The sequence below is a fragment of the Acidobacteriota bacterium genome (genome assembly GCA_035471785.1).
Classification (GTDB): domain Bacteria; phylum Acidobacteriota; class UBA6911; order RPQK01; family DATIPO01; genus JANQFM01.
Window position 1 is genome coordinate 1 of record DATIPQ010000084.1, and the last position, 19541, is coordinate 19541.

Consider the following 19541-nt stretch of genomic DNA (forward strand, 5'->3'; position numbering starts at 1 on the left):
TTTCACGGAGCTTTCGGCATGGCACTTGCCTGAATTTCCGATGTGCAAACCCTCGGTCGCGTCAAGCGGCTGAGGAGGTCTGCAAGGTTAAAGACCGGATATCCTGGGGAAGAGACTAAAGGGCTCCTTCCTAGGAGCCGCCGAAGGCTCAGTGGTGTGTGCCTATCCTGCGTCGTTCTTCAATGCGAAAAACGGTTGCGGCGGCTCCATATGGCCCTGTGGGACTCTTCCCCGGGTACGGTCTTTTTTTTTGCCTGAACATTTCCCGTCGGCGCGTGCGGCAGCGCTTCTCTTCCGATACAATCGCATCGTAGGCTGAGTCAAGACGCCTGCCCATCGTCTGGGTTGGGAAGGGGACTTTTATGGCTTCGGGCTGGCAGCGAGAAACGGAAGTTCTGGTGGTGGGAGCGGGTCCGGTCGGACTGCTGACGGCGCTCTCGCTGTCCGAGGAAGGCGTCAAGGTTCAGGTGGTGGACGAGGGCCCACGCCCCACCGAGCGCAGCTATGCCCTGGCTCTCCATTCGGGGTCGCTGGGTTTGCTGGATGACCTCGACCTTGCGGCTCCTCTGATCGGGCAGGGGCAAAAGATCGAATGCTGCACCTTCTACGAAGGCTCGGAGATCAAGGCCGAAGCCCGTTTCGATGCCACCGGCGCTGATTACCCCTTCGTTCTGGTGCTGCCCCAAAGCCGGCTTGAAAACGCCCTCCATGAGCGGCTTGAGGAAAAGGGAGTGGCGGTGCTGTGGAGTCATCGGCTCAATCGTCTGCAAGAAGAGGAAGACCGGCTTCGCTTCGAAGTCGAGCGCCTGCAGCGCGAGGAGGGAGCCGGGCACGGCGAGTGGATCGTTCAGGAGCGCATGACTGGAAACGCCCTCTTCGTAGCGGGCTGCGACGGCCATGATTCGCTGGTGCGGCGAAGCGTGGGAATCGCCTTCGAATCCATGGGTGAAGCCAAGCGGTTCGCCGTTTTCGAGTTTGCCGTCGATCCCGTCGTCGAGCCTCAGGAATCTTGCTCTCCGCGCCAGTCGGTGATCTTGTGGGAGGGCAAATGGAGCGTGGTGTGGCCCATGGGACGAGGACGCTTCCGCTGCGGATTTCAACTGGATGAGCCGCAGCGTTATTCGGAGCCGCGGGAAAAGTCGCGCCAGGCCCTGGAGGTGGTCTTCCCCACCATGGGACGCCGCGACCTGAGACGTTTGATCGTTGAGCGGGCCCCCTGGTTCGACCACTCGGTGGGCGACCTGCTGTGGTCGGCGGTGCTGCGCTTCGAGCGGCGCCTGGCCCAGACTTTTCACCGGGGACGCGCCGTGCTGGCCGGCGACGCCGCCCATCTGGCCCTGCCGGTGGGCGTGCAGAGCATGAACTCGGGACTGGCCGAGGCCCGCGACCTGGCCGGACGCCTTTACCGCATCCTGCGCCAGGATGCCGACCAGTCGCTGCTGCGCGAATACTCGCGGGTCCACCACCAGCAGTGGAAACACATCCTGCAGGAACAGCCGGCCGGAACCCAGCCTCCCGACCGGCCCCTCAACTGGGTGCAGCGCCACGCCGCCCAAGTCCGCGACTGCCTTCCCGCCTCGGGTCTCCAACTAGACCAACTGATGCGCCTGCTTTCCGGCTCCAGCCAGGGATAGGATAGGACGGACCCTTCAAGCGGGTGATAGAATCGAGCCCATGAGCGCCAAGAGTACGGATGAGCCTGCCCGGTCCTCCACCCGTCCCGACCATCCTTATCAAGACGGCGTTGATGTGACCCTGATCCGCTGGATGTTGACCCTAACCCCGACCCAACGCCTCCAAGTACTGCAAGATTTCGTCAACGACGCCTACCTGGCCCAGAAGAACTTGACCAAGAGATAGCATGTCAGCCACGCGTCCCGCCCAGTTCCTTTCCATGCTTAAGGTCCTCTCCGATCACGGTGTCGAGTTCATTGTTGTGGGGGGCGTATGCGGGGTCCTTCAGGGCGCTTCCCTGTCCACTTTCGATTTAGATATCGATCGTGGAGTCGTTGCCTGTCCGCATCCTGACGCTGGAGAAGGTGATCGAGGTGAAGGAGGCCGCCGGCGCCGACAAGGATCGCTACGGCCTACGCATCCTCAGGCGCGTCTTGGAGGAGCGTGACAAGGCCTCTAAAAGCGAAGAATGAGGCCTCAAGCGAGCAGGCGGGAGGTTTGCAGGAGACGGGATTCCTGGAAGTGGGGGGCCGTCAGTTGCAGGGCCTGGGGCAAGCCTGAAGGACCTGCGGGCAGGGGCACGGAGAGGGCCGGCAGGCCGGTCAGGTTGGCGGTTACCGTATAGATGTCAGAAAGATACATCTGCCAGGGATCAGAGGTCTTCTCGCCCAGCTTGAAGGGCGGCGTCGGGGTCACCGGTCCGGCGATCAGGTCGACCGTCTCAAAGGCCTTGAGGTGGTCTTGCAGAAGCACCCGCCGGGTCTTGGCGGCTTTGCTGTAGAAGGCCTCGATGTAGCCGGCGCTGAGCACGAAAGTCCCCAGCATGATGCGGCGCTTGACCTCTTCGCCGAATCCCTGAGTGCGGGTGCGGCGGTACATGTCGGCCAGGTCGCGGGGATTCTCGGCCCGCAGCCCGTAGCGAACGCCGTCGTAGCGCATCAGGTTTGAAGAAGCTTCGGCCGGAGCCACGATGTAATAGGCCTCGATGGCGTAGGAAGTGTGGGGCAGGCTGATTTCTTCAATCTGGCAGCCCTGGGCCTGCAGCTTCTCGAGGGCCGCTTCAACGGCTTCCTTGACCTCGGCGTCAGGACCTGTCCCGGCCTCGTCCCCCATCCACTGGCGGGGGACGCCGATGCGGAGCGGCTGCGGATCGTGCTGCAATTCCTCGCTGAAATCGGGTGCAGGACGGGCCGAGGTGGTGGCGTCGTTGGGATCTTGCCCGGCCAGCACGTCCAAGAGCAGGGCCGCGTCGGAGGCGTCGCGGGTGATGGGCCCGATCTGGTCGAGGGAGGAGCCGAAGGCGATCAGGCCGTAGCGGGAGACGCGCCCGTAGGTGGGCTTGAGTCCGCTGACCCCGCAAAAGGCCGCCGGCTGGCGGATCGATCCCCCGGTGTCCGAGCCCAGGGCGGCCGGCGCCAGGCGGGCGGCCACCGCGGCCGCCGATCCGCCCGAGGATCCGCCGGGCACCCGCTGCCGGTCGTGAGGATTTCGGGTCGGGAAAAAGGCCGAGTTCTCGGTACTCGACCCCATGGCGAACTCGTCCATGTTGGTCTTGCCCAAAATCACCGCACCCGCCTGGCGCAGCCGGCTGACCACGGCGGCGTCGTAAGGCGGAATGAAATCCTCAAGGATCCTGGACCCCGCGCTGGTGCGCAGCCCGCGGGTCACGATGTTGTCTTTGAGAGCGACGGGAAGACCAGCCAGCGGCCCGGCTTCCCGGGGCGAACGGGCGAGGACTTTATCGGCCTCGCGGGCTTGGTCAAGGGCCTCTTCTTCATCGACCGTCAAGTAGCAGCCCAATTCCCGGTCGTGAAGGCCGATCTGCTGCAAATAGGCCTGGCACACCTCAACCGCCTTGACCTGACCCGACCTGATGCGGTCACACAGTTGGCGGGCAGTCAGTTCCAGCAGGGAGTTGGACATAAACGGTTTCCATTACTCGGCGAACGGCTCAGGACTCGATCACCCGGGGGACGCGGAACTGTCCGTCGACCTCTTCTGGGGCGTTCTCCAGCGCTTCCTCGCGGGTCAGCACGGGACGCGTCTCGTCCTCCCGCAGGTCCTCGCTCAGTTCCTCGCCCGGCAGTCCGTGATACATAGGTTCGATCCCTTGGGTATCGAGTTCCTCCAGGCGGGCGATGTGATCCAGAATCTCGCGGAAGCGGGGGACGAATTCCTCCATTTGCTCCGGGGAGTATTCCAGATGAGCCAGAGCGGCGATCTTTTCCACCTCGTCACGGCTGATTTTCATGATGCCTGCCCCTCTCCCGCGCCTCCACCTGTCGCAGATAGCGGAGAGCGCGCCGGGAGTCTTTTTTAATCTGTTCGGTCAGCGACTTCAAGCCGTCGAAGCGTTTCTCCTCACGCAGCCGGCAGCAGAACTGCAGGTTGACGGGCAGTCCGTAGACCTCCTCCTGGAAGTCGAAGAGGTGGCTTTCCACCAGCGGACGTCCCTGGTAGTCGGGATGAACGGTTGGACGGTAGCCGATGTTGGTGACGCATCCGTAGCGGCTCCCCTCCAGGACGGCGCGGCCCACGTAGACGCCTTGGGCCGGCAGCAGTTCGTTGACCGAATCGATGTTGAGGGTGGGAAAGCCGATGGTGCGTCCCCTCTGGTCGCCCTGCACGATGGTTCCGTGGATCTCGTAGGGACGCCCCAGGTAGCGTCGGGCTCTTTGCACGTTGCCGCCGCCCAGAAGCGTGCGGATTTTGCTGGAGCTGATGCGCTGGCCGCGCAGCGTCACCGGGTCGACGGCGAAGACCTGAAAGCCGTTCTCGCGGCCCAGTTGGCGCAGCGTCTCGACGTCGCCCCTGCGCCGGTGCCCGAAGCGGAAGTTGAAGCCCACGTGGACTTGCGAGACGGGACGGCGCATCAACACCTGCTCTACGAACTGGCGGGGCGAGAGCTGGGAAAGATGGCGGGTAAAAGGCACCTCGACCAGGAAGTCGATTCCCAGTTCCGCGATAAACTCCTCGCGTTGCTGAGGCGTTTGCAGCAGGGGAGGAGCGGTGTCGGGAGCGATCACTTTCTGGGGATGGGGCGAGAAGCTCACCAGGGCCGCCGCGGTGCCGCGGCGGCGGGCCTCCTCCACCGCCCGCGAGAGGATTTTCTGGTGTCCCAGGTGGACGCCGTCGTAGGCCCCGATGCTGACCACCGGCTGCTGCACACGGGGCGGCAGTCCCTCCATGCCTTGCACTTTAAGCATCGACTTGCAACTCCAGTCCGTCGTAAGCCAGGTCGACTCCCTGAGGCAGCTCCCGGCAGCCATCCTGGTGCTCCACGTCATGGCACATGTGGATGAGATAGGTCTGAGCGGCGCCCAGCTCCAGGGCCGTCTCGGCGGCCTCTTGCAGGCTGAAGTGAGTGAAATGGGGCTTGTAGCGCAGCCCGTCCAGCGCCAGGTACTGGAGGCCCCGCAGTTGCTCCATGCTGTCGGCGGGAATGTGGTTGACGTCGGTCAGCCAGGCGAAATTTCCCACCCGGTAGCCCAGGATGGGAAGCTTTCCGTGAAGCAGGCGGATGGGCTGAATGCGCAGTCCGCCGATGGCGAACGGACCATCCACCAGGCGGGGTTCGATAAGGGGAACGCCGGGGTAGCGGTCTTCCTCGAAGAGATGGCGAAAAGTGATGCGGATCTCGTCCATGGTGGACGCTTCGGCGTAGATGGGAAAGTCCTTGCGAGACCAGACGTTGAAGGGAAAGACGTCATCCAGCCCCAGGATGTGGTCGACGTGGGCGTGGGTGTAGACGGCGGCGTCGAGACGGCGGATTCCAGCCCTCAGCATCTGCTGGCGGAAGTCGGCCGAAGTGTCGATCACCACCCGTGTCCCGTCGTCGCCTTCCAACAGCGCCGAGCAGCGCAGACGCTTGTTGCGCGGATCGTCGGAGGTGCAAACCTTGCAGCGGCAGCCGATGACCGGGACGCCTCGCGAGGTCCCCGTGCCCAGAAAGGTGACCTTCATCGAGCATCCAATCTACTTGCCCAGCTTCTTGACCACTTCCATGTACTTCATGCGCAGTTCGTAGAGAACTTGACCCATGATGCGGTCTTCTTCGGCATCCAGGTTTCCGCGGGTCTTCTCGCGCAGCATGGCCAGGATGTCGATGGTGTGGCGGGCCGACTCGAGGTGGACCGGTCCCTGGCGTCCCGTCATGGGATCGGGCACTTCGCCCAGGGCCATCAGGACCCCGGTGGCCATCGACATGATGAAGGCCGAAAAGTCGACTTCCTGCTCGCCCGGCTCCTCTCCTGAGGGCGAATGCGGCTGCGACGGAACTTCTTGAGGCGGGAAAGGAATAGCTCCTCCACCGCCGGAACTCTTGTCCCGTCCTGCAGGCCTGCCTTGAGCGCCGCCCGGACCTCGGCCCCTTCCGCCGCCCATGCTTTCTCCGCCTCCAGGGCCTTCTTGGCCCGGCTGGCCGGGCTGCGAAGGGGGCTTGGCCTTGTGGCTGCTTCCGATCTCAACCGCACCGCCTGCTGAAGATTCCGTCTCTTCATCGGCGTCCGGCTTGCGGGGATTGCCGGATGAATCGAACTTGCGGCGGTCGGTGACCTTGAATCCCGGACTTTCCTTCTTCTCGCTCATTGGGCTCCCTGATGGCTCTTTTCGGTTTTAGGATCGGATTTCAAAGCCTGCCACACTTCTTCCATCTCTTCCAGCCCCACGTCCTTGAGGGCGCGTCCCTGCCCGGAGAAGTGCTCTTCCAGGGCTTTGAAGCGGCGGGCGAACTTGTCGTTGGCCCGGTTGAGGGCGGTCTCGGGGTCGATCTGCAAGAAGCGTGATGCGTTGAGGGCGGCGAAGAGCAGATCGCCGATCTCTTCCTGCACGCGCTCCTGGTCGCCCTCCCGGGCCGCCGCTTCCAATTCGGCGAACTCCTCGGCGATCTTTTCGCCGATGCCTCTCAAGTGGGGCCAATCGAAGCCTACGCGCGAGGCCTTGGCCGAGACTTGGTTGGCCTTGTACATGGCCGGCAGGCTGTGGGGAATGCCGTCCAGCAGCGACCTGCGCTTGTGCTCGCGTCCCGAGGCTTTCTTTTCCGCCGCTTTCAGATCTTCCCAATTCTTGAGCAGTTCCTGGGAATCGGCGAAGTTCTCGTCCCCGAAGACGTGAGGATGGCGGCCCACCATCTTTTCGTAAATGCGCCGGCATACGTCTTCGGCCTCGAACTCTCCCCGTTCCTTGGCGATACGGCTGTGGAAAACGACCTGAAAGAGCAGGTCGCCCAGCTCTTCGCAGAGCTCGTCGGGATCGTCGCCGTCGAGGGCTTCCAGCACCTCGTAGGCTTCCTCGATGAGCATGGGCTTGAGCGTCTCGCGGGTCTGCTCGCGGTCCCAGGGACATCCGTCGGGACCGCGCAGGACGTCCATCAACTCGATCAGTTTGGGCCAGTAGGAATCGGACATGAAACTCGATCTAGACTTCTACAAACGCGAAGCTCTCGATATGCATGCTGGCGTCGATCTTCACGTTGACGGCTTTTCCTGTCATCTCTTCGATTTCGCGCACCACCTGAGACTCGCCCTGACGCAGCGCCTTGCCGATTTCGGGGTGGCAACGGATCAGCAGCTCCCGTCCGTCGCCGAAGGAACGCATCATTTTGCGCGCCTCGTGGTGAATAGAATAGCAGATGGTTCGAACCGACTTGGTCAATCCGGTCCCCTCGCAGTAAATGCAGGGTTGGCAGAGCACCCGCTGAAGCGACTGCTTGACCCGCTTGCGGGTGATGGCCACCAGGCCGAATTCGTTGAACTGAAGAATCTTGGAGGGCGATTTGTCGCGGCCCAGTTCCTGCTGCAGGGCGTCCATCACCTTCTGGCGGTTCTTGCGCTCGTCCATGTCGATGAAATCGATGATGATGATGCCGCCCAAATCGCGCAGGCGGATCTGGCGGACGATTTCCTTGACGGCCTCGATGTTGGTCTTGGTGATGGTGTCTTCAAGCGAGTTGGTGGAACCTACGAACTTGCCGGTATTGATGTCGATGGCCACCAGCGCTTCGGTCTGGTTGATGACGATGTGACCGCCGCTCTTCAGCCACACCTTTTCCTTGAGCGCCTTCTCGATCTCGGGAGCCACCCCGAATTCCTCGAAGATGGGACGCGGCTTGGTGTAGAGGCGGACGCGCGAGACCAGGGCCGGATTGAAGCGCGAGACGAACTCGACGATGCTGGCGTATTGGTGCTCGTCGTCGACGCGGATGGCCCGGAAGTCCTCGGAAAGATGGTCGCGCAGGATGCGTTCGATCAGTCCCGGTTCGCTGTGGATGAGACGGGGCGCCCTGGCCTTCTCGGCCCGGTTCTTGATGTCCTCCCACAGGGAGGTGAGGTAGCGGATGTCGCGGATCAGGTCTTCCTCGGCGTGATTCTCGCCGGCCGTCCGCACGATGAATCCGCGTCCCGTGTCGCCCCGGTTCTCCATCACGATGCGGCGCAGGCGCGTGCGCTCCTTCTCGGAAACGATGCGCCGAGAAACGCCCACGTGATCGACGGTGGGCATATAGACCATGTAGCGTCCGGGGAGAGCCACGTGGGAGGTGATGCGGGCGCCCTTTTTGGCGATGGGCTCCTTGGATACCTGGACCAGGATCTCTTGGCCCTCCTTGAGCATCTCGCTGATCAGGTTCTTGGCGTTTCCCCGAGGCTGGCGGCGCTGACGCGGACGACTGTTGCCGCGCCGTCCCTGGTTGCGTCCGGCGCTGGGAGCCGCCATGCGGTCGGGGGTGTCTCCCGAGTCGACCTTGGCCTGGCGGCGGAGGCTGGAAGTATCGGCCCGAGCAGATCCGTCCTCGGAGGCGCCGCGGTTCTTCCCCGCGCGCGCGCCGTCTTGGCCCGACCCGTTGGCGCGCTCGCCGTCCCGCTGCCTGTCCCGCTCCCCGCGCTTCTCCGCAAAGGCCTTTTCCACCGCACTGCGGGAGGCTCGGCCAAGGGGCTGGAAGGTGGCGGGAAGGATGCCGTTGGCCGCCGCCGAATGGGGCGGACGCTCTATCTCCTCGGCAATGCGGCTCTGGGCCGGATTGAGGGCGGGCAGCGTTTCGGGCAGGATCAGGCTTCGGCGCGCGGGACCGGGGCGGTCGGCCGGCAGCCGGTCCAGCCGCTGGGAGGGTCCGCGGGCCACCGGGCGCCCTTTCTTCTTGCCTTTCGAAGGCGCCGGGCGACGCGGTCTGGCCCTGGACGAAACCTCTGCCTCCTCGTCGTCGAACATCGATTCGTACTCATCGATGTTCTCGTAAAAGTCAGAAACGTAGAGAAAAGCGTTGCGTTCCAGGCCGATGTCGACGAAGGCTGCCTGCATTCCGGGCAGGACTTTGGTGACGCGGCCTTTGACAATGTTGCCTAATATGCCCTTGTTCTTGGCGCGTTCGACGAAGATCTCGACGACTTGGTCGCCATCCAATATCGCCAACCGCGTCTCCAGGTTGCTGGCGCTGACGATCAGCTCCTTGGCCATGTAGTCTCCTCTCGGAGGAACATGCGCGGGAGCGTCGCTCGTCATCAGGCCCGCCGTAGGACGGCCCCGGGGACTTCTTCATGGGCTCCTCGAATTTCCTCCGCGTGGGGAGAAGCAGCGACGGCGGGTAAGGCGGGATTCCTTGGAGGCGGTTTGAGACCGGCGGTCTACGAGGCTCTAGCCGCGGCTTCCGGAATCTTGAGACGATGGTTTCGTGGCTCTTCCGGCTTGGCGTTTCAGCCGCGCTTAAATCGGGACGGCTAGGGCGGCCTTCTCTGCTGCCTTGCCTCCCGCCCGATGACTTCAGTGCTCTTTTCGAACGGCCCTCAGGCCCTGCGATGAACCTGCCTCCCGCGGCGGAACGTGTGAGCCTCCGCTCGCAGGATCTTCCTAAAATCTTTGTCGCTTGGCGTCCCGGCCCTTTCAGTCCGGCTCGACGCTCTCTGGGTGCCGTCTCTTGCGGCTTCTCCCAATCGATCAGAACTTTCGGCCGGCGATCACTTCTCGACCAGGTCCCGATTCAGGACCTTGCCCTGCCAGCCAAGCCGCATTATAGCCCGGCTGTCAATCTTTGTGTAGTGAATCAGTAGAGAAATCGGCGCGTGCGTACATTGATGACCATGCCTACAGCGGCGAACATGGTCAGGGTCGAGGATCCGCCGTAGCTGACGAAGGGCAGCGGCACGCCGATGGCCGGCAAGATCCCCAGAGTCATGCCCACGTTGGTCAGCATGTGGAGGAAGATGAGAGCCGCCACTCCCGCCGCCAGCAGTATGCCGGTCCGGTCGGCGGCCTCCCCCGCGACGCTCAGGATGCGCAGCAGCAGCAGGCCGAACAGGATGAGAATGGTTCCTCCTCCCAAAAAGCCCACCTCCTCGGCCAGCAGGGCGAAGATGAAGTCGGTGTGCACCTCGGGCACGAAACCCAGTTGGCTTTGCAATCCCTTGCCCAGTCCTTTGCCCGTCAGTCCGCCTGAGCCGATGGCGATCTTGCTCTGGCGCACCTGGTAGCCGACGCCCTGGGGATCGTGGTCGGGATTGAAGGTGACCATGATGCGTTCCCGCTGGTAGTCCTGCAGCGAGAACCAGCCGATGGGGGCCAGCAGGCTGGCCGCCAACACCATGGCGACGACGATTCGCATCTTCAGTCCCGCCAGGAAGAGGGTGGCTCCCAGCAGCGAAAAATACATCAAGGCCGTGCCCATGTCTCCTTGCAGGATGATCAGCAATACGGGCAGTCCGAAGAGTCCTCCCAGCAGCACCAGGGTGCGCATCCCCAGGTAACTCTCGCGCACTTCGCCCAGGAACTTGGCCAGCACCAGCAGCACCGCCAGCTTGGCCATTTCCGAGGGCTGAAGGCCGAAGCCGGCGAACTGGATCCAACTGCGGCTGCCCTTGATCTCGGTGCCGAAGAAAAGCGTAGCCACCAGCACCGCCACCGCCCCCAGGTAGATGGGGAGGGCATGGTCGGTCAGCCGCCGATAGTCGAAGAGCGAGAAGAAGAGGCACAGGACCAGTCCCAGAGCCACCCGCAGCAAATGGCCGCGCAGGGGGCCCGGGCCCGCCTCCCAGGTGGCGCTGTAGACGCCCAGGATTCCGAACGACGTCAGGGCCAGCACGATGGCCAGCAGCACGTAGTCGAAATCGTAAAAGAAGCGGCGGCTGATCAGTGCCATAACGTCATCGCAGTTCCACAGGCGATTGCATGGGTTCGTGGAGGTGATGTTTGCGGTAATAGAGGTCGAAGAGCTTGCCGGCTATGGGAGCCGCCTTGGCCCCCCCGCCGCCGCCTTGCTGCACCAGCGCCACCACCACGACCTCGGGATTGTCGCGGGGGGCGAATCCGGCGAACCAGGCGTTGGTGGTGAAGCGAGCGGCTTCTTCTTTTGAGAGCTTCTCCAGCGTTTCCCGGCCGATGACCTGGGCGGTGCCGGTCTTTCCCGCCACATCGAAGCCTTCCACCCTCGCCGCGCGCGCCGTCCCCCAGTTGTTGACGGCTCGCCACATGCCCTGGCGGATGCCCTCGATATGGCGCGGATCGAAGTCTTCCAGCAGGTTCGGCGCGGCCTGCGAGGACACCTCTCCGGCGCCTGAACGCAGGGCCAGGTGGGGACGCGGAGCGCGTCCCGTGGCCGCTACCCCGATGGCCGAGGCCAATTGCAGCGGCGTCACGTTGATGGGTCCCTGTCCGATGGAAACCGAGATGGTTTCGCCTGGATACCAGGGTTGGTCCCGCGCCTCCCGCTTCCAGCGGGTCGAGGGCAGCAGCCCCGAAACCTCCCCGGGCAGGTCGATCCCGGTGGCGCGGCCCAACCCGAACTGGGAAGCGTAGTGATGAATCTGGTCGATGGGCATCTGCCGTCCCATCTGGTAGAAGTAGACGTTGCAGGAACGCTCGATGGCCAGTTCCAGGCCCACCCGTCCGTGGCCTCCGGAGTGGTGGCAGCGGAAGCGGTGCCCGTAGATGGTGGCGCCTCCGTTGCAGTAGACGGTGGTGTCCAACGAGTAGACTCCGCTCCTGAGTCCAGCCGCCGCCATCACGACCTTGAAGATCGACCCCGGCGAATAAGCGTTCTGGATGGCCCGGTTCTGCAGCGGTTTGCCGGGATTGTTGAGCTCCTCCCACTCCTCGGCTGAGAGTCCGCGGGCGAAACCGTTGGGGTCATAAGCCGGACTGCTGGCCATGGCCAGCACTTCCCCGTTGCGGGGGTCGAGCGCCACCACTGCGCCGATTTCCTGGGACAGGGCTTCTTCGGCCGCCATCTGCAGGTCGAGGTCCAGGGTAATGTGCAGGGGGCTTCCCCGAGTCGGCTCCTGGCGCGAGATCTCGGCAGTGGCCTTGCCCTGAGAGTTGACGCGCACCAGCGCAGATCCGTCTTTTCCGCTGAGCAGGCGGTTGTATTGCCGCTCCAGTCCGAACTTGCCGATCACGTCTCCCGGTTTAAAACCTTGGAACTCCTTCGAGCCCAACTGCGCCTCATTGATCTCGCCCACATATCCGAGCACGTGGGCGGCCAGAGGACCGTGGCGGTAGAGCCTGCGCGGTTGGCGCGAGATGCGGACTTCAGGATGCTCGGCCTGGCGGGCCTTGAAGTAGGCCACTTGCTCCAGGGAGAGCGAGCCGGTCACTTCCAGGGGACGGAAGCGTCCCACCCGGCGCGAAGCCTTCTCCACCGACTCCCGCACCTGGCTGGGGCTGAGGCCCAAGCCGCGGGCGATAAAGGCGTAGGTAGCCTCTTCGTCATCCAGCTCGTCGCGGTAGACGAGCAGCTTGGAGGAGGGGACGTTGTCGGCCAGCACGCGCCCTTCCCGGTCCAGGATGAGTCCCCGCGGCGCTACCAGCGGCACGGTGCGGACACGGTTGTTGTGCGCCAGCTCTTCGTAGAAGCTGTAGTGGACCACCGAAAGGTGCCACAGTTTGCCCAGCAACAGCAGCAGTACCAGCCCGAAGACGACCTGCAGAATGGCCAGGCGTCGGTTGAGCGGCCGGTTGTCCTGGTTGATGGGCATGTTGGCTCACCTGCTAGAGATTGCGAAAATCCCGGCTGGGAAACTTATATCGGTCATATATGGCAAAAATGGCGGCTCCGAATAAGGCCGTCAAAAGGACCTCCAGGAGCATCCGCATCCAAAGTCCCGGCAGCAACGGCTGTTCCAGCACTGCCAGCGTTGCGTAAATCAAGGCATCATCGAGGGCGGCTACCGCCGCCAGAAACACGAAACGGGCCGAGAAGCCTTCCGGAGCCAGCCACTTCCTGAAGGACGAGGCCCAGAAGCCCAGCAGAGTCTTGGCGATGCCGTTGACTCCCAGGCTCAACCCCAGCCCCAGGTCGCGCAAGAGTCCGAAAAGGACGCCCGCGGCGGCCCCTTTGACGGGCGGCGAGTGCCATCCGATGTAAACGGCGAAGATGAGCGGCAAATCCACCAGCAGGCCGTGAGGGAATACGACCGCCAGCACCCATTGCAGGGCGGCGATCACCACCAGCAGCAGGAAGATTTCCGACTTCGGGATGGTTTCGGTCAACTTCCAGGTCCTTCGTCAATGCTGTCAGTCCTTTATGCCTCCTTTATCTCATGGAAGAGGGCCTGCTGTCACTCGCCTCTTGCGCGGCTTTGCAGGGGAAAGACCGAGAGGGGCTCCTGATTGAGCACGACAGCCACCTCCTCCAGCGCGTCCAAGTCGGCGGCGGGTTCGACCCAGGCGTCGAGGAGTCCGTCGTTGCCCGGCTCGACGCGCACCACGCGTCCGACCTGGACGCCTTTGGGATGGATCAGCTCGGCGCCCGAGGTGAGGACCTCGTCGCCCACGGCGATGTCTTCGGCGTTGGATACGAACTCCAGCAGCAGCAGTCCGCTGCCGTTGCCGGTTGCCAGTCCGGGCACGCGCCGCGGGCCCACCACGACCCCCACCGAGGCCTCAGGATTGGTGATCAGCTGCACTTCGGAGTAGAAGGCGGTGCTTTGCCAGATGCGTCCGGCCAATCCCTGAGGGGTCAGGACGGGGGCGTCGGGCGCCACGCCGTCCTGCGTCCCTACGTTGACGCCCAAGTGACGGTTGAAGAAAGGCGGAGATTTCCACACCACCGAAGCGAAGACGACCCGCGACTCGAACTGCTCCATCAGCGGCTGGAAGGCGCGGCTGCGCGGCAGCAGTTCCGCCATCTCGCGCAGGCGGCTCATCTCCAGCTTAAGGCGGGCGTTTTCCTGACGAAGGCGGCGGTTGTCTTCCAGGGCCGTCCACACCTCGCCCACTCTCGAGGCCCCCTCGCCGGCTTGTCCCTGGGCCCAATCCAGCAGAGCCGCCACCGGCGTTGAAAAGAAGAGGGTCCAAGAGCGGATGAGCAGCGTCCCCTCTTCGGTGCGCACTTGGACGGAGAGCAGCGCCACCTGCATCAAGAGCAGGATCAGGAGGGAAACGATCGGTCTGCTCTCGGCATATTCGCTCATTGCGCTTCCCCCGGCCTGTCCTCGTGTCGCTGAATCGTTTCCTCTAAAGCGTAACCCTCTTGAGCAGGGCCATGTCGGTCAGCATCTTGCCCGTCCCCCACACCACCGAGGAGAGGGGGTCTTCCACCAGCACCACCGGCAACCCGGTCTCTTCTTTGATGGCGATGTCCAGGTTCTTGAGCAGGGCTCCTCCCCCGGTGAGCACGATGCCCTTCTCGGCGATGTCGGCCGAGAGTTCCGGCGGCGTGCGCTCCAGAGCCACGCGTACGGCGTTGATGATGGTCGCCACGCAATCGGAGACGGCTTCTCTCACCTCGGCGTCGGTGATGGTGATCTGCTTGGGTATGCCTTCGATGAGATTGCGTCCGGTCACCTGCATGCTCATCTTCTCCTTCAACGGGGCGGCGGAGGCGATTTCCATCTTGATCTTCTCAGCCGTGCGCTCGCCGATGAGCAGGTTGTGGTTGCGTTTGATGTACTGAATGATGGCTTCGTCGATCTCGTTGCCGGCCACCCGCACCGAGCGGCTGTAGACGATTCCCGAAAGGCTGATGACGGCGATGTCGGTGGTGCCTCCGCCGATGTCGACGATCATGTTGCCGGAGGGTTCGGTGATGTTGAGTCCGGCGCCGATGGCGGCGGCCATGGCTTCTTCCACCAGGTAGACTTCGGAGGCCTTGGCCCGCAGGGCCGATTCGCGCACCGCCCGCTTCTCCACCTGGGTGATTTCAGAGGGAATGCAAATGACGATGCGGGGACTGATGAGGTGTTTGCGGTTGTGGGCCTTGCGTATGAAATGCTTGAGCATTTCTTCGGTCACGTCGAAATCGGCGATGACGCCGTCCTTCATGGGCTTGATGGCCACGATGTTTCCCGGAGTGCGTCCCATCATTTCCTTGGCCTCGTGGCCTACCGCCTCCGGCTTGCCGGTCTTCTTGTTGATGGCCACGATGGAGGGCTCGTTGACCACGATCCCGCGGCCCTTGACATAAACCAAGGTGTTGGCCGTTCCCAGGTCGATGGCCAGGTCGTTGGAGAAAATACTGAAGAGGGAACGCAGGTTCATAAACTTTTCTTGACTTCTCCGGGCGGGGCCTTCAGGGCGCCGCCAGCTTGACGCAGTTCTTATTGCTGTGCTTGGCCACGTACATGGCCAGGTCGGCCTGATGGATCAGGTCCGAAACATCCTCTCCGTGTTGCGGAAAAACCGAAACCCCGACACTGACCGTGCAGCGCACCTTGGGGCCATGATCGCGCTGCATTTCGTGTTCTTCCACCATCGAGCGCAGCCGCTCGGCGATCTGCATGGCGCCGTCGCGGGAGGTCTCGGGCAGCACGACCACGAATTCGTCGCCGCCGTAGCGCACGACCACGTCTGATTCTCGCACACCCGACTGCAACAGGCGTCCGACTTGGCGCAGCACGTGGCTGCCCATCAGGTGCCCGTGCATGTCGTTGACGTTCTTGAACCAGTCGATGTCCAGGAAAGCCACCGCCACGCTTCTTTGGTAGCGCTGCGAGCGGGCCAGTTCCATCTTGAGGAAATCGATCAGGTAATCGGCGTTCTTGAGACCGGTCAACGGATCCAGGTAGAGAAGCCGCTCCTTCTCTTCCAGCAGCCCCACCAGAAACCAGGTGCGGGCCAGCAACCCGATGCGTCGGCAAAGATCGCCGGAGGGGGCGAACCCTTCCTCCTCCTGGTCCTTGGCCTGCCCTTGCAGGACGCCCTGCAGTTGGTCTGCGTAGACCAGCGGAATCCAGTAAGAGCCCGGACGTCCTCGGCCCTCGGCCCCATCCCCGTTGCAGCCCTCAGAGTGAACATTATCGGTAATCGGCTCGCCTTTTTCAAGACGCTGCCTCAAGTCCTCGCTGACTGGCAGCGGATTCTCCTCGACGACGGGCCAGAGGGTGCGCAGGCATCCCTCCTCGGCATCCCATCGCAAGAAGCTCCAGGTTCCTCCGGTTTGCTCCTGGGCACACAGATCGACGCTGATCTCAGCGGCACATTTTTCATCGCGCCGGATGATCGCCTCCATCAGCCTTTCGGTGGTTCGCTGCCAGCCCATTGCAGTCCCCCGCTGTCAAAGGTTTCATATTACACACACCCGCCGCTTTCAGGAAGCGGCGGCAATCACAGAAACAGCGTCCGTGCTATAATTCACGGCTTACTTCGCCGCTTGCGGCGACGGTTCCAGGCGACCTTAAAGGGTCCCCAATGAGGAGCGTTTTGATATGGCATTGAAGTGGCTGAGAAACAATTTCAAGAGGCTGAAATTCGTGCTCTGGTTCGTCATCATCACCCTGGCGGCCAGTATGCTCGTCTTCTTCGTCAATCCGCCCGACGTGGGATCGGGTCTCTACTCGGGCGACGTGGCTCGCGTAGGCGAGTTCCGCATCTCGCGCGAGGATTACGGGCGCCAGTACCGCATGCTGATGGAGCGCTTCCGCCCCTATCTGGAGCAGAATCCCCAGTTCGCCCAGCAACTGGGCCTCAAGCAGCAGGCCCTTTCAGTCCTTATCAGCAACTACGCCATGCTGGTCGAAGCCGAGAGGCTGGGCATCACCGTGACTTCCGACGAAGTAGTCCACCTCCTTTCACAGATTCCGGCCTTCATGGAAAACGGCCAGTTCATCGGCCGCGCCCGCTACCAGGAGGTGCTGCGGGCCAACAACATGACGCCCCGCTCCTTTGAGACCGGCCTCCGCTCAGACATTGTCGAGACCAAGCTGCGTCACATGCTGACCGACAGTTTGCAGGTGGGGGAAGGCGAGGTTCGCGATCAATTCGTCAAGCAGAATCAGGAAGCCAGGGTCCGCTACGTTCACTTCAACTCTGAAGAGGTCCGTCCCGAAGAAATCGACGAAGAGGCCCTGACGGCGTTTTACCAGTCCAATCTGCAAGACTACACGGCGCCCGAACAGCGGCGCGCCAAGACCCTCTCGGTACAGGTTCAGCCCACCGAGGTGGAGGTCAGCGAAGAAGAGATCGCCGCCCACCTGCCGCAGAGTGATCCCAATAGCATCCGCCTCAGCCACATTCTCTTTGCCGTAGGCGACGCCGAGGTCGAGGAGGTCCGTCAGGAGGCTCAGAAAGTGCTCGACGAGATCAAGGAAGGCGCCAATTTCGCCGCCATGGCCGCCCAGCACTCCGACGACGCCGGCAGCGCCAATAAGGGAGGCGATCTGGGCTTCGTGCGGCGGGGAGAGCGCGAAGAAGCCTTCGAGCAGGCCGCCTTCGCCCTGCAGAACGGAGAGACGACCGACCAATTGGTGCGCACCTCCGCCGGATTCCACATCATCCGCAAGACCGACGTCGAGAACTCCCAGGCCCGCGCCATCGCCCGTTTCAACGCCCAGCGTCAGAAGGCCAACGAGCAGACTCAGCAACTGGCCAGCCGCATCTCGGCCCAGCTCGAAAACGGCGCCGACCTGGAGACGGCGGCCGCCGAACATGGGCTGCAGGTCGCCACCTCGGATTGGTTCTCGCGCGGCGAGTCGGTCCCGGGAACGGTGGCTTCCACCGAATTCTCGGCGATGGTCTTCGACCTCGCCCAACCCGGACAGGTCACGCCCGTATATAACTTCAGCCCCAACCAATACCTCTTTGCCGAACTGCTGGAGATCCGGCCTCCCCAGGCGCGTCCTCTGGAGGAAGTGCGTGAAGAGATCGAGACCCGCTTCCGCCAGCAAGAAGGGCGCAAACTGGCTGAGGCCAAGGCCGATGAATTCCTGGAAAAAGCCCGTCAGGAAGGCGTCACCTTCGAGGAGGCCGCCGAGCAGATGGGCGTGACGGTGACGGCCACCGAGTACTTCAAGAACAACACTCAGCAAACGGTCGACGACGTCATCCAGTTCTCGCCGCTGATCGTCGAAGAGGCCTTCAAGATGGAGCCCGGCGAGATGGGTGGTCCTGCCCGCGTGCGCGAGAACTTCGTGGTCTTTCAGCTCATCGAGAAGTCGCCCATTGACGAAGAGAAGTTCGAGCAGGACAAGGACAACATCCGCCGCAACCTTCTCGACCAGAGGCGCAACCAGTTCTTCGCCCAATACATGACCAGGGTCATCGACCGCCTGGAAGCCCAAGGCGAGATCGAACGCAACCTGGCCTTGGTAGACGAGATCACGGGTTAGCGGTATAATGTCCGCTTCGCCCGCCAAGGTGGGGCTGTAGCTCAGTTGGAAGAGTACCTGAATGGCATTCAGGGGGTCACGGGTTCGAGTCCCGTCAGCTCCACCAGTCTTTTCAACCCTTTTAAAATCAAAAACTTAAACGTACTACCTCACGTCGCACTCGGAGCCCGAAGGGGCTTTAGGTGCCAAATAGGTGCCAGTTGAACAGACGCTAAACGCTGGCCATGAGGGCACTGTTTTGCGGAAATCGGTCCTGCGAGGCAGGGGTCTGAACCTTTAGACCACTATCGAGCGTTTGGTCGAAAGTGTCGAAGTCAGTAGGGCGACTTTCGTTGTGGACCAATGCCGATGTATCGATGCTTCGGTGACCATCGCAACTAGACACCGGTGCAGGCCAGCCTCGGGATTAGGCGGCAGGAGGCGCCAGAAGAGCGAAGCTGAGCTCTAAGCCTCGGCGAGTCTCCGGCGTCATGCTGGTTCAGCCTTCTCCCATACGCGACTTTGTAAATCACAGCCACCACAAAAGGCTCAGCGGACCAGAGGCGCCATTGGTTTTGCAAGCCTCCAGACCGCGTAACCTACTAAGAGATGGAGGTTCACCCAGGTACCGAAGACCAGCCAATCTCCCACGTCCATCACAACGTCATCCGGGAGCCCTGTAAAGTACCAGAAACGGAGAAGCTCTAGATCGAAAAGCGTCATCATGATGGCCGCAAAGAGCGTAATAGACCTCAACGAGCGTCTATCGACATGCCCCTGAAGCTTGTTCAGGATTCTCTTGCTGATCGCACTTCTGTTCCAAGCTTCCAAGGCGAAAAGCACCGAAGCAGTGTGAACTGCAGCCCACAGTGCGATCAGAGAATAGTGGAAGAAATCGTTGGGAAATGGAATCAAATGTTCGCCGTACTCCCCCTTAATGATTGTATCGAATCCCACAGTTTCCCAAATCCAATAGGCGTAGACATCGAAGCAGAGCACTTGAAGCGCAAATAGGACAGCTATCATTCTCGCCATTCTCACGTTACTTCTTCGGCTTGCTCTGAAATTCATAGAATGGAATCGCGAATCTGGTTTCGGCTAGCCCCTTTCGGAAACTTCGGATTGAAGCTCCATGGGTAGGGGTAGCGGTTCCAGCTCTGCGGGCTATCGGCTCTGGCGCTGGCCAGCAGCGGGTCGGGCGAAAGGAACCGCCCTGTCAATGAATCATAAAAGCGTGCCCCGAAGTAGTCGAGGCCGGATTCGAGGTCGCGTTCCTTGGCGGTGAACTTCCTTACGTGGCCGTTGCAGCCGGGGAACGGCAGCGACTCCTGGAGCTGGCCGAAGGGGTGGTAGGTCTCGTCG

At 62.4% G+C, this 19541-nt stretch carries 19 protein-coding genes and 1 tRNA gene; 5 read left to right on the plus strand and 15 right to left on the minus strand.

Translation table 11 applies throughout. The features are described from left to right. Positions 1 to 362 precede the first annotated feature (362 nt). The 3 genes from VLU25_11985 to VLU25_11995 all read left to right on the plus strand — a co-directional run bounded on the left by VLU25_11985 (position 363) and on the right by VLU25_11995 (position 2147). A complete protein-coding gene (locus tag VLU25_11985) occupies positions 363 to 1634 on the plus strand; it encodes an FAD-dependent monooxygenase (GenBank protein HSR68650.1) in 1272 nt (423 codons plus the stop codon). A gap of 40 nt (positions 1635 to 1674) precedes the next feature. Beyond that, positions 1675 to 1860 carry a hypothetical protein gene (locus tag VLU25_11990; GenBank protein ID HSR68651.1) on the plus strand — a complete coding sequence of 62 codons (186 nt, stop codon included), beginning with the start codon at positions 1675 to 1677 and terminating at the stop codon, positions 1858 to 1860. A gap of 140 nt (positions 1861 to 2000) precedes the next feature. Further along, positions 2001 to 2147: a hypothetical protein gene (locus VLU25_11995; protein ID HSR68652.1), complete on the plus strand. Its 147-nt coding sequence runs from the start codon at positions 2001 to 2003 to the stop codon at positions 2145 to 2147. 4 nt (positions 2148 to 2151) lie between these two features. Here the strand turns inward: VLU25_11995 and gatA are convergent, their stop codons facing one another. The 13 genes from gatA to VLU25_12060 form a co-directional block, all read right to left on the minus strand. Further along, positions 2152 to 3597: an Asp-tRNA(Asn)/Glu-tRNA(Gln) amidotransferase subunit GatA gene (gene gatA / locus VLU25_12000; GenBank protein HSR68653.1), complete on the minus strand. Its 1446-nt coding sequence runs from the start codon at positions 3595 to 3597 to the stop codon at positions 2152 to 2154. Between the two features lie 28 nt (positions 3598 to 3625). Continuing rightward, entirely contained in the window at positions 3626 to 3925 is a 300-nt protein-coding gene (gatC, locus tag VLU25_12005; protein HSR68654.1) for an Asp-tRNA(Asn)/Glu-tRNA(Gln) amidotransferase subunit GatC, read from the minus strand. Then, positions 3909 to 4880: a bifunctional riboflavin kinase/FAD synthetase gene (locus VLU25_12010; GenBank protein HSR68655.1), complete on the minus strand. Its 972-nt coding sequence runs from the start codon at positions 4878 to 4880 to the stop codon at positions 3909 to 3911. The genes gatC and VLU25_12010 overlap by 17 nt, the downstream gene beginning before the upstream one ends. Next, a complete protein-coding gene (locus VLU25_12015; protein ID HSR68656.1) occupies positions 4873 to 5637 on the minus strand; it encodes an MBL fold metallo-hydrolase in 765 nt (254 codons plus the stop codon). Before VLU25_12015 ends, VLU25_12010 begins: the two co-directional genes overlap by 8 nt. A 12-nt stretch (positions 5638 to 5649) precedes the next feature. Then, positions 5650 to 6261: a DUF1844 domain-containing protein gene (locus VLU25_12020; protein HSR68657.1), complete on the minus strand. Its 612-nt coding sequence runs from the start codon at positions 6259 to 6261 to the stop codon at positions 5650 to 5652. After that, a complete protein-coding gene (gene mazG / locus VLU25_12025) occupies positions 6258 to 7079 on the minus strand; it encodes a nucleoside triphosphate pyrophosphohydrolase (GenBank protein HSR68658.1) in 822 nt (273 codons plus the stop codon). Before mazG ends, VLU25_12020 begins: the two co-directional genes overlap by 4 nt. A gap of 10 nt (positions 7080 to 7089) precedes the next feature. Further along, complete coding sequence (locus VLU25_12030) at positions 7090 to 9123, minus strand: Rne/Rng family ribonuclease (protein ID HSR68659.1); 2034 nt, start codon at positions 9121 to 9123, stop codon at positions 7090 to 7092. A gap of 583 nt (positions 9124 to 9706) precedes the next feature. After that, positions 9707 to 10798 carry a rod shape-determining protein RodA gene (rodA, locus tag VLU25_12035; protein ID HSR68660.1) on the minus strand — a complete coding sequence of 364 codons (1092 nt, stop codon included), beginning with the start codon at positions 10796 to 10798 and terminating at the stop codon, positions 9707 to 9709. A gap of 4 nt (positions 10799 to 10802) precedes the next feature. Further along, positions 10803 to 12632 carry a penicillin-binding protein 2 gene (gene mrdA, locus VLU25_12040; protein ID HSR68661.1) on the minus strand — a complete coding sequence of 610 codons (1830 nt, stop codon included), beginning with the start codon at positions 12630 to 12632 and terminating at the stop codon, positions 10803 to 10805. Positions 12633 to 12645: 13 nt separating this feature from the next. Continuing rightward, positions 12646 to 13146: a rod shape-determining protein MreD gene (gene mreD / locus VLU25_12045; GenBank protein ID HSR68662.1), complete on the minus strand. Its 501-nt coding sequence runs from the start codon at positions 13144 to 13146 to the stop codon at positions 12646 to 12648. 68 nt (positions 13147 to 13214) lie between these two features. Beyond that, a complete protein-coding gene (mreC, locus tag VLU25_12050) occupies positions 13215 to 14069 on the minus strand; it encodes a rod shape-determining protein MreC (GenBank protein HSR68663.1) in 855 nt (284 codons plus the stop codon). 43 nt (positions 14070 to 14112) lie between these two features. After that, complete coding sequence (locus VLU25_12055; protein ID HSR68664.1) at positions 14113 to 15135, minus strand: rod shape-determining protein; 1023 nt, start codon at positions 15133 to 15135, stop codon at positions 14113 to 14115. 31 nt (positions 15136 to 15166) lie between these two features. Beyond that, complete coding sequence (locus VLU25_12060; GenBank protein HSR68665.1) at positions 15167 to 16135, minus strand: GGDEF domain-containing protein; 969 nt, start codon at positions 16133 to 16135, stop codon at positions 15167 to 15169. 166 nt (positions 16136 to 16301) lie between these two features. On the opposite strand from VLU25_12060, the gene VLU25_12065 reads away from it, so the two are divergent. After that, positions 16302 to 18200: a peptidylprolyl isomerase gene (locus VLU25_12065; GenBank protein HSR68666.1), complete on the plus strand. Its 1899-nt coding sequence runs from the start codon at positions 16302 to 16304 to the stop codon at positions 18198 to 18200. Between the two features lie 30 nt (positions 18201 to 18230). Next, positions 18231 to 18306: transfer RNA gene (locus VLU25_12070), tRNA-Ala, on the plus strand. 422 nt (positions 18307 to 18728) lie between these two features. Here VLU25_12070 and VLU25_12075 read toward each other — a convergent pair. Further along, on the minus strand, positions 18729 to 19205 hold the full coding sequence (locus VLU25_12075; GenBank protein ID HSR68667.1) for a hypothetical protein: 477 nt from the start codon (positions 19203 to 19205) through the stop codon (positions 18729 to 18731). A 41-nt stretch (positions 19206 to 19246) separates the two neighbouring features. Continuing rightward, a partial coding sequence (locus VLU25_12080; GenBank protein HSR68668.1) for an RHS repeat-associated core domain-containing protein occupies positions 19247 to 19541 on the minus strand: 295 nt, incomplete at its 5' end.

What these genes read in the sequence shown, in the direction of transcription:
- VLU25_11985 (HSR68650.1), top strand. Translation starts at nt 363, where the DNA reads ATGGCTTCGGGCTGGCAGCGAGAAACGGAAGTTCTGGTGGTGGGAGCG.
- VLU25_11990 (HSR68651.1), top strand. Translation starts at nt 1,675, where the DNA reads ATGAGCGCCAAGAGTACGGATGAGCCTGCCCGGTCCTCCACCCGTCCC.
- gatA (HSR68653.1), bottom strand. Translation starts at nt 3,597, where the DNA reads ATGTCCAACTCCCTGCTGGAACTGACTGCCCGCCAACTGTGTGACCGC.
- gatC (HSR68654.1), bottom strand. Translation starts at nt 3,925, where the DNA reads ATGAAAATCAGCCGTGACGAGGTGGAAAAGATCGCCGCTCTGGCTCAT.
- VLU25_12010 (HSR68655.1), bottom strand. Translation starts at nt 4,880, where the DNA reads ATGCTTAAAGTGCAAGGCATGGAGGGACTGCCGCCCCGTGTGCAGCAG.
- VLU25_12015 (HSR68656.1), bottom strand. Translation starts at nt 5,637, where the DNA reads ATGAAGGTCACCTTTCTGGGCACGGGGACCTCGCGAGGCGTCCCGGTC.
- VLU25_12020 (HSR68657.1), bottom strand. Translation starts at nt 6,261, where the DNA reads ATGAGCGAGAAGAAGGAAAGTCCGGGATTCAAGGTCACCGACCGCCGC.
- mazG (HSR68658.1), bottom strand. Translation starts at nt 7,079, where the DNA reads ATGTCCGATTCCTACTGGCCCAAACTGATCGAGTTGATGGACGTCCTG.
- VLU25_12030 (HSR68659.1), bottom strand. Translation starts at nt 9,123, where the DNA reads ATGGCCAAGGAGCTGATCGTCAGCGCCAGCAACCTGGAGACGCGGTTG.
- rodA (HSR68660.1), bottom strand. Translation starts at nt 10,798, where the DNA reads ATGGCACTGATCAGCCGCCGCTTCTTTTACGATTTCGACTACGTGCTG.
- mrdA (HSR68661.1), bottom strand. Translation starts at nt 12,632, where the DNA reads ATGCCCATCAACCAGGACAACCGGCCGCTCAACCGACGCCTGGCCATT.
- mreC (HSR68663.1), bottom strand. Translation starts at nt 14,069, where the DNA reads ATGAGCGAATATGCCGAGAGCAGACCGATCGTTTCCCTCCTGATCCTG.
- VLU25_12055 (HSR68664.1), bottom strand. Translation starts at nt 15,135, where the DNA reads ATGAACCTGCGTTCCCTCTTCAGTATTTTCTCCAACGACCTGGCCATC.
- VLU25_12060 (HSR68665.1), bottom strand. Translation starts at nt 16,135, where the DNA reads ATGGGCTGGCAGCGAACCACCGAAAGGCTGATGGAGGCGATCATCCGG.
- VLU25_12065 (HSR68666.1), top strand. Translation starts at nt 16,302, where the DNA reads ATGGCATTGAAGTGGCTGAGAAACAATTTCAAGAGGCTGAAATTCGTG.
- VLU25_12075 (HSR68667.1), bottom strand. Translation starts at nt 19,205, where the DNA reads ATGATAGCTGTCCTATTTGCGCTTCAAGTGCTCTGCTTCGATGTCTAC.